This is a genomic window from Corallococcus sp. AB049A (genome assembly GCF_003668885.1).
Taxonomy (GTDB): Bacteria; Myxococcota; Myxococcia; order Myxococcales; family Myxococcaceae; genus Corallococcus; species Corallococcus interemptor.
This window is the reverse complement of the sequence record NZ_RAWL01000287.1, coordinates 1-11234: the sequence shown is the minus strand read 5'-3', so window position 1 is coordinate 11234 and position 11234 is coordinate 1. Positions and strand designations below refer to the sequence as shown.

At 70.8% G+C, this 11234-nt stretch carries 10 protein-coding genes and 1 pseudogene; 6 read left to right on the top strand and 5 right to left on the bottom strand.

What is annotated here, in order from left to right; translation table 11 throughout:
* Nucleotides 1–640 (top strand): annotated as a pseudogene (locus D7X55_RS26575) (serine/threonine protein kinase); the annotation flags it as partial.
* 10 nt (nucleotides 641–650) lie between these two features.
* Nucleotides 651–1133: a hypothetical protein gene (locus D7X55_RS26570; RefSeq protein WP_121724524.1), complete on the top strand. Its 483-nt coding sequence runs from the start codon at nucleotides 651–653 to the stop codon at nucleotides 1131–1133.
* 10 nt (nucleotides 1134–1143) lie between these two features.
* Here D7X55_RS26570 and D7X55_RS26565 read toward each other — a convergent pair whose 3' ends face one another.
* Nucleotides 1144–1929, bottom strand: coding sequence for a transglycosylase domain-containing protein (locus D7X55_RS26565; protein ID WP_120548130.1), 786 nt, complete (start codon nucleotides 1927–1929; stop codon nucleotides 1144–1146).
* 57 nt (nucleotides 1930–1986) lie between these two features.
* Between D7X55_RS26565 and D7X55_RS26560 the strand changes: the two genes are divergently transcribed.
* Nucleotides 1987–2679 (top strand): NAD-binding oxidoreductase, encoded by a 693-nt coding sequence (locus tag D7X55_RS26560; protein ID WP_121724523.1) that lies wholly within the window; start codon nucleotides 1987–1989, stop codon nucleotides 2677–2679.
* On the opposite strand, the gene D7X55_RS26555 is transcribed toward D7X55_RS26560, so the two are convergent.
* Nucleotides 2673–4301, bottom strand: a complete 1629-nt coding sequence (locus D7X55_RS26555; protein WP_121724522.1) for a WD40 repeat domain-containing protein — start codon at nucleotides 4299–4301, stop codon at nucleotides 2673–2675. The genes D7X55_RS26560 and D7X55_RS26555 overlap by 7 nt on opposite strands.
* On the bottom strand, nucleotides 4298–6442 hold the full coding sequence (locus D7X55_RS26550) for a penicillin-binding protein activator (protein ID WP_233610083.1): 2145 nt from the start codon (nucleotides 6440–6442) through the stop codon (nucleotides 4298–4300). The genes D7X55_RS26555 and D7X55_RS26550 overlap by 4 nt, the downstream gene beginning before the upstream one ends.
* A gap of 429 nt (nucleotides 6443–6871) precedes the next feature.
* Between D7X55_RS26550 and D7X55_RS26545 the strand changes: the two genes are divergently transcribed.
* Both D7X55_RS26545 and D7X55_RS26540 read left to right on the top strand, forming a co-directional pair.
* Complete coding sequence (locus D7X55_RS26545; protein ID WP_233610082.1) at nucleotides 6872–7312, top strand: hypothetical protein; 441 nt, start codon at nucleotides 6872–6874, stop codon at nucleotides 7310–7312.
* Between the two features lie 10 nt (nucleotides 7313–7322).
* Nucleotides 7323–7796, top strand: coding sequence for an SMI1/KNR4 family protein (locus D7X55_RS26540; RefSeq protein WP_120548125.1), 474 nt, complete (start codon nucleotides 7323–7325; stop codon nucleotides 7794–7796).
* 49 nt (nucleotides 7797–7845) lie between these two features.
* Here the strand turns inward: D7X55_RS26540 and dnaJ are convergent, their stop codons facing one another.
* Together dnaJ and D7X55_RS26530 are read right to left on the bottom strand one after the other, a co-directional pair.
* Nucleotides 7846–8967 carry a molecular chaperone DnaJ gene (gene dnaJ / locus D7X55_RS26535; RefSeq protein WP_120548124.1) on the bottom strand — a complete coding sequence of 374 codons (1122 nt, stop codon included), beginning with the start codon at nucleotides 8965–8967 and terminating at the stop codon, nucleotides 7846–7848.
* Nucleotides 8968–9092: 125 nt separating this feature from the next.
* The gene (locus D7X55_RS26530; RefSeq protein ID WP_120548123.1) at nucleotides 9093–9533 is read right to left on the bottom strand and encodes a hypothetical protein; all 441 of its coding nucleotides are present in this window, start codon (nucleotides 9531–9533) and stop codon (nucleotides 9093–9095) included.
* A 158-nt stretch (nucleotides 9534–9691) separates the two neighbouring features.
* Here D7X55_RS26530 and D7X55_RS26525 point away from each other — a divergent pair.
* The coding region (locus D7X55_RS26525; RefSeq protein WP_147470212.1) for an ABC transporter ATP-binding protein at nucleotides 9692–11234 on the top strand (1543 nt) is incomplete at its 3' end.

Sequence of the window (11234 nt, the reverse complement as noted above, 5' to 3'; positions counted from 1 at the left end):
CGCCGCCGCCGCCGTCGTCAGCGACGCGGACGCGCGCCGCCCCACCACCCAGGTGCCGCCGCCCATCCCGCAGGACGACCTGATGGTGCCCCAGGAGGAGACCTCCTCCCTGCGCCGCTTCGTGCCCGTCGCCGTGGGCGCGGCCGTCCTGTTCGCCGCCGTGGGCGTGGTCGTCGCCACGCGCGGCAACACCCAGACGCCTCCGCCCGTCGTCGTCACCGCGCCAACACCGCCTCCCGCGCCGAAGGTCGAACCTCCGCCCACGCCCGCGCCGGAGGTCGTCGCCGCGCCCGTGCAGGAGCCCGCGCCCACGCCCGTCGCCGAACCGCCTCCGCCGGCGAAGCAGGAGCCGGTCGTCGCCAAGGCCGCCGTCGCGAAGCCCGTCCGCGAAGGCCCGTCGCCCACGCCCAGGCCGTCCTCCAGCGAAGCCGCCGTGCGGGATCAGATCATCGCCACCGTGAAGCAGGTGGAGAGCAGCCCCCTGTACGCCGACAACAAGGTCCACAAGGGGCTCACCCAGCAGGCCGCCCTCAACTACCTGGACAAGCAGATCAAGCGCCTGGAGAACGCGGACGACTCGGCGGGCCGCGCGGAGATCCTCGAGGACCTTCGCGGCTGGAAGCAGCGCTACCTCAAGTAGCCTTCGTGCCATGACCGCGCCCCCAGGCCCTGCGCTGCTCGCGGTGGACCTGGGCCTGCGCTGCGGCCTGGCGCGCTTCGGCGCGGACGGGCGGCTGCAGTGGTACCGCTCGCGGAACTTCGGCACGCACGCGCGGCTCAAGCGCGCGGTGCCCGCCGTGCTCCAGGGCGCAGCCCCGCTCACGTGGCTGGTGCTGGAGGGCGGCGGCCCCATCGCGGACGTCTGGGAGCGCGAGGCCCTGCGCCGCGCCCTGCCGGTGCTGCGCGTGGCCGCCGAGGACTGGCGCCACCGGCTGCTCTACGCGCGCGAGCAGCGCAGCGGCTCACAGGCGAAGGACGCCGCGGACGGGCTCGCGCGGCGGGTCATCGACTGGTCGCTGGCGCCCCGCCCCACCTCGCTGCGCCACGACGCCGCGGAGGCCATCCTGCTGGGCCTGTGGGGCGCGCTGGAGGTGGGCTGGCTGTCGCAGGTGCCCGCGGAGGTGCGGCGCTGAAAACGGCCCGCTACTTCACCGACAGGCACGCCACCGGCTGGGCAATGGCGTTGCGCGCGCGCTCCTCGCTCACCAGCGCGTAGCCCGCCAGGTCCTGCAACAGCATGTCGCGGTTCTGCCGGATGAGGCTCGCGTTCTTGCACGCCTTGATGTCGCTGTAGAACCCGTACGGCGGCAGCGCCAGCTGCAGCTCCGCCAGCTCCGACAGCTGGAGCTCGCCCAGCTCCCGGCCGAAGAGCTTGCGGGCCGCGTCCTCCACGCCGATGACGCCGCGCTCGAAGCGGATGGTGGACAGGTCGTAGGCGACCAGCTGGTCCTTCTGGAAGAAGGCATGCAGCCGGTGCGCGGCCACGGACAGCGGCAGGTCCCCCTCGATGCCCATCTCCCGCGCGATGCGCATCGCCAGCCACCGCTCGCAGGAGCCATCCCCCGGCGGCGAGGCGCCCAGCGTCACGCCCGCGAACAGGCGCCACGCCCACGCGCGGCCGTCCTCGCGAGGCGTCTGGAAGTAGGTGGGGCACTCCATCTGCCGGATGTAGAGCGCCACCAGGTCCTTGGGCATCCGCGAGAAGTCCGGCCGCGTGAAGGTCACCGCCGCGCGCTCCCGGCCGCCCTGGTCCATCCGGCTGGCCAGCACGCTCATCCGGTCGCCTTCGATGCGATGGCGCAGCTGGCTTTCGACGTCGAATTCGCTCTCCAGCCGCGGCAGCTTGCTGGCCGTGTACAGGTAGGTGAGCGGAATCACGACGCCGGCCAGGCCGACGAGGAACATGAACAGCCAGAACACGGTCTTCACGGGGCCGACTCTAGCAGGGGCAGGCACGCGTCAGGAGGACGGGTTAGAAAGTCACCCATGAGCGACTGGCACACCGCCACCGTCACCGCCCGCACACCCTCGGCGAATGGCCTCACCGACTGGGTGCTCGACATCGGCGGGACGCCGCTCGTGGGCTCGCACGTCCACCCGGGGCAGTACGTCCAGCTGCGCCTGCCGGGTGGGGAGGCGGGCATGTTCGCCATCGCCTCGCCGCCCGCTCCCAGCGGGACGACGTGGGAGTTCCTCCTCAAGGACGAGGGCTCGCTGCCGTCCGCGCTGCTGCACCTGCCCGTGGGCGCGCGTGTGGAGGTGACGCGGCCGGTGGGGCGCGGCTTCCCCATGGAGAAGGCGCGCGGCCGGGACCTGCTGCTGTTCGCCAGCGGCTCCGGCATCTCCGCCATCCGCCCCGTCATCGCCGCCGTGCGGCAGGAGCGCGGCGCGTACGGCCAGGTGACGCTGCACTTCGGCGCGCGCACGCCGGACAGCTTCGCGTACCAGGGCGAGCTGAAGCAGTGGCAGCAGGACGGGGTGAGGGTGCTGTGCACCGTGAGCCGCCCCGGCGCCAGCGGCTGGCAGGGCCTCACCGGCTACGTGCAGGCCCACCTGGGCGAGGAGCGGCTGGAGCACGCCATCGCGTTCCTGTGCGGCCCCCACGACATGGTGCAGGACGTGATGGCCCAGCTGGGCCAGCGCGGTGTCCCGCGCAGCGCCGTGTTCCTCAACTACTGAGCCGCGCGAGTCTCCACCGTGGGGGACGACGCGTAGCGCACGCCCACCAGCACCGCGGCCGGGTCACTCTCCTGGCTGCCGGTGGCCTTCTGCGGCGTCCACGCCGCCACGCCCACCTGACGCCCGTCCGGGCCAAAGCGCACGCGCCGCACGGACCAGCCGAACTCCAGCTCGCCCTTGGGTTCCGCCGCGCCCTCGGTGAAGAGGTACACGCGCCGGTCCCAGCCTCCCGACACCAGCGAGCGCCCATCCGGCGCGATGGCCGCGGTGGACACCACGCCGTGGTGCAGCTCCCACTTGCGCAGGACCTGACCGGAGGCCGCGTCCACCAGCGCGCCCGCGTTCCACGGGCCCTGGGGCTCCTGCAGGCCCTTGCGCTCGCGCTCGTACACGGTGCGGTTGCGCTCCGCCTTCTCCTGACTGAAGGCCACGCCCAGGCGCTTGCCGCGCGCGTCCACGGTGACGTCGTTGACGTGCGCCGGGAAGGTGAAGTCCAGGCGCGGCGTGAGCGCCCGCGCCGTCAGCGTGGGCGTCCCTTCCGGCACACCGGCCTTGAGCGTGAGCACCGCCTCCGCCGTCGTCTCGTCGAAGGCCGTGTCCACGCGCTCGCTGAAGGGCGCACCCAGCACCCCCTGGCTGCCCTGCGGCACGCACGCGTCACACACCGCCACGTCCACGCCCGGCAGCGTCATCGCCTTGAAGCGCAGCGTGCGTCCGCGCGCCAGCCGCGCCACGCTGTTGCCCAGCGCGCCCGGCACGGTGACGGTGTCCTTCAGGAACGCCACGTCGATGCCAGACGCCGTGGCCGCCGCCGTGGTGAGCACCACCGCCGGCGTGCGCGAGTCCAGCGCCAGCACCACCGGCGGCCCGCTGTCCACGCGGCCCTGCACCGCCGCGAACCCGCCGCGCCGCTCGAAGTGCGTGCGCGCCACGTCCGGCTTCAGCGCCTGCTCCGGCGTGTCCGACGCGCGCACGTGCCCGTCCCAGCCGCCCGAGTACAGCGTCCCGTCCGCCGCGAACGCCAGCGCGCTCACCGGCCCCGAGTGCAGCCGCGCCTCCGCGCCGAACCCCAGCTGGGGCACGGACAAGAGGGACACCAGCCCCGCCGCGCTGCCCACCGCCAGCCACTGACCATCCGGATGGAAGGCCACCGACACCAGCGGCTCCTCCGTGGCCAGCACCGCCACCTGCGCACCCGTCGCCGCGTCGAAGAGCTGCACCGCGCCGCTGCGGCTCACCGTGGCCACGCGCGCGCCGTCCGGAGACAAGGCCACGCCCTCCAGGTCGTACTGCTGCGCGTTGACGGACGGATCCGCGCGCATCACCGGCGCGCCCGCGTATCCAGAGGTCAGGTCCCAGATGGAGACGTGGTACGCCTTGTCCCCCAGGCGCGTGTACGCCACCCGGTGGCCCGTGGGCGCGAAGTCCAGCGCCCAGATGAAGTCCTTGCGGTTGAGCACGGTGGGCTCGCCGTCGAAGCCCTCCACCGCGCCGGAGAGGAAGCCCCCGGGCGTGGACGCCAACCGGCCCGCCGTGTCCGGCGACAGGCCCGCGGCCGTGTGCGCGCAGCCCGTGAGCGCGAGCGCGCCCACGAGGACGAAGCCCCCGGCGCGCAGGCTCATGAACCCGAGCCGCGGACGGCGGCCTTCTCCTTCTCCACGTTGATCTCGTTCACGCCCTTGTTGTCCACGGACAGCAGGAACAGCTGCTTGTCCGCTTCACGCTTGTCGTTGAACGAGGTCTTGCCGGTGGCGCCGTCGAAGTCCTTCAGCCCCGCCAGCGCCTCACGCATGGCCGCGCGCGTGTTGGGGCGCTGCTTGTCCAGCACCTGCCGCACCATGCGCGCCGAGTCGTAGCCGATGGCCTCCAGCAGGCCCGGGTCGCGGCCCGTCTCGCGGTACGCGTCGCGGTAGCTCTTCACGAACTTCTGCGTCGCCGGCCGCTGCGAGTCCACGAAGAAGCCGTCCACGTACACCGAGCAGGTGACGAACTTGCCGCCGCGCTCCAGCAGCTCCGGCAGGCCCGAGCGGCCCTTGGGGCTGGACCACTGGTTGGTGCCGAAGAGCGTGACGGTCTTCAGGTCCTTCTTGCCCGTCGTCTTGCGGATGCGCTCCAGGTCGCGCGGGTCGCACGCGTTGGTGACGATGTCCTCCACCGCCAGCGCGGGCGTCACCAGGCTCACCCGGCGCCAGTCGTCCGGGATGAAGAGGCCCTCGAAGTCGATGATGGGCTCCACGCCGCTCTTCGCCTTCTCCATCGCCTTGCGGCGGCGGTAGGCGTCCGTGATGCCCTCGCCCTGCACGTCGCGCACGGCCTCCGCGTAGTCGCCGCGGTCCTCCAGGTAGTAGCGGCCCACCAGGCGCTTGGCTTCACCGGTGAACGTCGTCTGGTCGTACGAATACGACTCCGCGCCACGCACCGCGCCGCCGCGCGACACCACGTCGTCCCAGAACTCGTTCGCCAGCTCCACGCCGTACGGGATGTTCGGGTAGAGCACCGCGAAGCGCTTGTAGCCCTTCACGTTCATCGCGTAGTCCGCGATGGCGCGCGCCTGCGCGGAGTTCGTCAGCATGTTGCGGAAGACGTACGGACCAATGTCCGTGATGCCCTCCTGACGGCTCAGCGTCAAAAGCGGCACCTGCAGCTCCTCCGCCAGCAGCGCCGCGCGCTTGGTGTCGTCCACCAAGAGGGGCCCCAGGGCCGCGATGGCGCCGTCGTCGAACGCCAGCTGCTCCATCGCCGTGCCCGTCTTGTTGACGTCGCCCTGCGTGTCCTTCACCACCAGCTCGATGTCGCTGCCCTGCAGGGCCAGCTTCACGCCGCGCAGCACCGCCTCGCCAATGGGCTGGTAGCGGCCCGTCATGGGCAGCAGCACCGCCACCGTGCGCGGGCGCACCTCCACGCGGCGGGTGGCACGCGCGAGCAGCTCCTTCGCCTGCGGCGCGAAGGTGCTGTTGGGCGCCTCGCGCAGGTACGTCTGGAGCGTCTCCTCCAGGCGGGTCCAGTCACGCAGGTGGTAGTAGATGCGCGCCAGCTTGAACTGGAGCACCGGCCACGCGGGGTTGGACGGGGACAGCCCCTCCTGCACGCGCGCGATGTCGAGGAAGCTGGCGCGGCCCTCCACCAGCTGCTCCACCTTCGTCACGGCGGCGGACTTCTCCTCGGAAGTCTGGGCGTCACCCGCCTCTTTCACGGCGGACGACAGCGCCTGCGAGTACAGGCCCGCGCCTTCGGCCGCGCGCGCGGCCTCCTTCAGCAGCTGTTCCTTCTCCGCCCCTTCCGCGCGCTCCGCCAGGCTGATGAGCGTCTGGTACGCGTCGCGGTAGGCGCCCACCTCCATGGCGGAGACGGCCAGCTTGTGCTTGGCGTCCTCGGCCTGGGCGTAGAGGGGGTTTTCAAAGAGCAGCTCGTTGAAGGTCTTGCGCGCGTTCGCGTAGTCCTTCGCTTCAAAGTAGAGGACGCCCGCGTTGTAGAGCGCGTCCTGGCCGGCGGTGGTGGCGGGGTACGCCTTGCGCACGGACAGGTAGGCCTCCGCGGCCTGCTTCTTGTCCGGGTTGCCCTGCGCCTGGGTGCGGGCCTGCGCGAGCGCGGCGTTCGCGGTGGCGTCCTGCTTCACCTCCACGCGCGGGCGGTTGTTCTGGGTGGTGTCGTCCCCGGAGGTGCCGTCCCGGCTGTCGGTGCGGGAGGGCGACTTGGGGCAGGCGGTCAACGTCAGGGCCAGCGCGGCGACGAGCGCGCGGCGCGATGCGGAGAGGACTTCCATGGCGAGGTGCATAGCAGCGCGGGTGAGGCTCCGTCGACACTTGAGCGGGGGGAAGATTCCCCTGGAACGTCCGCTTCAGTGCACCGCGCGTGCCCGCGTGCGTCACCGAGGGGAGCCCCTGCCCCGTGGCCACGGGACCGCACCCCGCGTGGGTGGGAACGCACGCCTGGCCGGCGACCATGGACACATCGCGGCGCAGGCGGCGGACGCTCTAACATCGTGACCGTGGAAACCCACCCTTCCCGCTCCCCGTGATGGAGCATCTCCGCCATTGTGGCCCTGGCGCTTGCCTCCACGGCTTGCGGCTCGGTGACTCCCGCATTGGCAGGCCCTGGCCGAAAATGGGTGGGGCCCCAGGTCGCCGTCCCCGGAGGAGGTCATTTCCGCACGGTCATCCACTATGGCCCATGGCAATGCAGACCCGCGTTCATGCGCTCCTGCGAGAGCAAGTGCGCGGCGACGGGCAACACGCTCATGGGCTGCATCTGGCTGGCGGACATCAAGATGGACTTCGAAGGGCCTGTCGTCCACGCGGGCAGCCGGTACGGCGTGACGCACTGCTGCTGCAACTACCCACCCGTTGCGCCAGCCGCGACGCGAGCGAGCCGCAGTCGCTGGAACAACATCCGCGACACGTTCCGTCGCGAGTGGGCGAAGCGCATGGGGGCCTGGCCGAGCGACGCGGGCGGCACACCCTGGCAAGGGCACCACGTCTTCGACCTGGGTCACGGCGGCAACCCTGTCGACTGGGACAATGTGATTCCGCTGCCCCAAGACCTTCATCAGTACGTCACGGACTCCTATGGCCAGTGCTATGCCGGAACACCGCCATGGAACAGCGTGGGAGTCGACTATCCCTATGGCGAATGAACCGGATCCGATGAGCGCGATGCTGCTGGAGATTTCCCAGCGGCACTTTCCGAATCCGCCCGCCACAGCCGAGCAGATCGAAGCCTTCGAGCAGCGGGCAGGTTGGAAGTTGGATCCGGACCTGCGTGCGTTCTATCTGCACTGCGATGGGGCAGATCTCTTCGACCGGATCGATCCCCCGTTCCGCTTCCATCCGCTCGCACAAATCGTCCGCGCGCGCGTCGCGATCCGCGGGAAGGACACCGACGACAGAGGACCCGCTGACTGGTGGTCCATCTGCGCGGTCAAGGACGGCAACTGCATCATCCTGGATGTCGGTTCCGCGCGAGCTGGCCGATATCCCCTTCGCGATGGCTATCGCGAGATGTTTCCCGATCCCGAATATTGCCCGGAGATCGCCAGCACCTTCTCGAACTTCATGGGAGGAGCGCTTCGAAGCAATGGCGACTGGTTCTGGCTGACAAGCCAGCCCTCGTCGCCATGAACAACGTTTCCCTTCCCCTCCACGGGAGAAGGGAAACGTCGCAGGCGAATCAGCCGAAGAGCTCCTTCACCTTGTCGAAGAAGGACTTCGACTGGGGATGGGTCTCCTCGCCGGACACCTCCGCGAAGCGCTCCAGCAGCTCACGCTGCTTGGAGGACAGCTCCGTGGGCGTTTCGATGATGACCCGCACGTGCTGATCCCCGCGCTGCTGGCTGTGCAGGTGCGGGATGCCCTTGCCGCGCAGGCGGAACACCTTGCCGGACTGGGTCCCCTGCGGAATGGTCATCTTCACCTTGCCGTCCAGCGTGGGCACGTCGATCTTCGCGCCCAGCGCCGCCTGCGTGAAGGACACCGGCACCTCGCAGAAGACCTCGTACTCCTCGCGCTGGAACAGCGGGTGCTCGCGCACGATGACCGTCACGTACAGGTCGCCCGCGGGCGCGCCCCGGTCTCCCGGCTCGCCCATGCCGCCCAGCCGCACGCGCGTGCCGTTGTCCACGCCGCCCGGGATGGCGACCTCGATGACCTCCTCCGACGGCGTCTTCCCGGAGCCCCGGCACCTGGCGCACGGATCCGGGATGGTGGCGCCCGAACCGCCGCAGTCACCGCACGGCCGGGACACCGCGAAGAAGCCCTGCGAGTAGCGCAGCTCTCCGCTGCCGCCGCACGCCGCGCACTGCCGGGGCGCCGCGCCGCTCTTGCTGCCGGAGCCGGAGCAGGTCTCGCACTTCTTCGGACGGGGAATGGTCACCTTCGGGCGGCAGCCGAACGCCGCCTCCTCGAAGCTGATCTCCAGGTTGTAGCGCAGGTCCGCGCCCCGGCTGTTGCGCTGCCGGCCACGCCCGCCGCCACCCCCGAAGATGTCGCCGAAGATCTCCCCGAAGATGTCGTTGATGTTGACGCCCTGGAAGCCGCCGCCCGCGTCCCCGAAGGGGTTGCCCGCGTGTCCGAAGCGGTCGTACTTCGTGCGCCGGTCGGGATCGCTCAGGACCTCATAGGCCTCCGAGGCCTCCTTGAACTTCTCCTCGGCCTCGTGGTTCCCGGGGTTGCGGTCCGGGTGGTACTGCAACGCGACCTTCCGGAACGCGCTCTTCAGGTCCTGCGCCGTAACGTTCTTCTGGACGCCCAGGACCTCGTAGTAGTCGCGCTTCTGCCCTGCGGCCCCTGCCATTGAATCGAACCCCTGGAAATTGCTGGCGTTTTCAAGCTGCGTAGAGAATCGGAGTCACTATAACGCAGCGAAACACGCCAGCAATCCAGGCCCGGTCCAACCCTGTGTGAAGCAGGGGTTCAGCGTTACACGGTCCAGACGCGGTTGACCGTCAGCTCCATGCGGGCAAGCCGGCGCTTGAGGGCCGGGTCCACGGGGCCGCTGGTGGACCACTTGGGGACCACGAAGTGCAGCTCGGCGTTGTAGAGCTTCGCGGCGCTCGCCAGCAGGCTCCAGCGGTTCTCCGCGGTCGGATCATCCACCATGCCCGGGGTGACGATCTCCAGGATGATGGGCGTGCGGGCGGAGTCGGACTGGCGGCAGGTGAAGTCCGGCCGGTGGTCTTCAATGGTGCCGGAGAGCACGGGCGGCGGCATGAAGCCAGGGAGCCGGGCCTTGATGTCCGAGTAACCAATGGTGCGGAAGTACTCGGCCATCAGCCAGAGCAGACGGCGGCGCTCTTCATCATCGACGACCGACTCGCAGCCGGGATTGAACAGGACTTCTTTCTCGGAGTTGGTTTCCATGGCGCATCTCAAGCTGTCCGCACGTGTGGGATGCGGCAACGCAGGCGGGCGCGAGCGCTCCCTGACCGGCCGTGGGGCGGGCGGCCATGCACGCGCGCTTCCCACACCCCTTTGGCTTGGACGGCACCGTCGCCTCGGTGACAGAGTGCCCCCCCTCCGTGGCCCCCCGTCCCTCCGCGCACGTCTATCGCCGGCTCCTGGGCTACCTCAGCCCTTACCGCCGGTTGCTCCTCGCGGGCACGCTGGCCTCGCTCACCGCCGCTGCCGCCACCTCGGCCTACGCCTGGATCGTCGGCCCCCTGCTGCGCGCCGTCCTCACCGGCGCCCCCGTCACCGTCGCGGGGATGACCCTGGCGCCGGAGGTCCTGCTGTCCCGGCTGCCCCTGCTGGTGGTGGCCGTGGCCCTGGTGAAGGCCACCGCCCAGTTCCTGCAGGGCGGCCTGATGCAGCGCTTGGGCCAGCGGGTGATGGCCGACCTGAGAGGCTTTCTCTACGGGCGCCTGCTCGCCCAGCCGCCGGCTTTCTTCGAGCAGCGCCACTCGGGGGAAATCGTCTCCCGGTTCACCTCGGACGTACCCCTGGTGGAGTTTTCGGTCACCCAGGCGTTGTCATCGTACGTAAGGGATGGGCTGCAGATTGTCGCACTGCTGGCGACCTGCTTCCTCATCGACGCGAAACTCTTTCTCTTCACGTTCGTCGTCGTGCCCGTGACGGTGGTGCCGGTGAGCCGCTTCGCGCGCTCGCTCAAGAAGGTGGCCACCCGCTCGCAGGCCAATCTGGGTGCGCTCAGCGCCATCACCGCCGAGCAGCTGCAGAACCTCCCCGTGGTCCAGGCCTACGGCACGGTGCCCCGCGCGCTGGAGTCGTTCGACGCGGAGGCGGAGGCCTACCTGTCGGAGATGCGCCGCTCGCTCTTCATCCGCGGCGCCTTCAGCCCCACGGTGGAGCTGTTGGGCATCGTCGGCGTGGCGGTGGCGGTGGCGTGGGGGGCTCGCGCGGTGTCCATGGACCCGACGCTCGCCGGGCGGCTCTTGTCCTTCATGGCGGCGGCGCTGCTGCTCTACCAGCCGGTGAAGTCGCTGAGCGGCACGCTGTCGCAGGTGCTGACGGGGCTGGCGGCGGCGGAGCGGCTGTTCTCGCTCGCGGACGCGCCGGTGCCGCCGGACGAGGGGCAAGAGGCCCCTCCCCTGTCGCGCGCCCTGGAGCTGTCCGGCGTGCGCGCCACCTATTCGGACGGACGCGAGGCGCTCAAGGGCGTGGACCTGACGATTCCCGCCGGCGCGCGCGTGGCGCTGGTGGGCCCGTCCGGCGCGGGCAAGACGACGCTGTTCTCCGTGCTGCTGGGCTTCCTGCCGCCCTCCGGCGGCGAGGTGAAGTGGGACGGCGTGCCGCTGTCCTCCCTCAAGGCCTCCAGCGTGCGCGCGCAGCTGGCGTGGGTGCCGCAGGAGCCGGTGCTCTTCTCCGGCACCGTGCGCCACAACCTGCGCCTGGGCCAGCCGGACGCGCCGGACGACGCGCTGTGGGAGGCGCTGCGGCTGGCGCACGCGGAGGACTTCGTGCGCGCGCTGCCCGGCGGCCTGGATGAGCCCGTGGGCGAGCGGGGCAGCCGCCTGTCCGGCGGGCAACGCCAGCGCCTGGCCCTGGCGCGCGCGTTCCTGCGCCGCCCGTCGCTGCTGCTGTTGGATGAGCCCACGAGCGCCC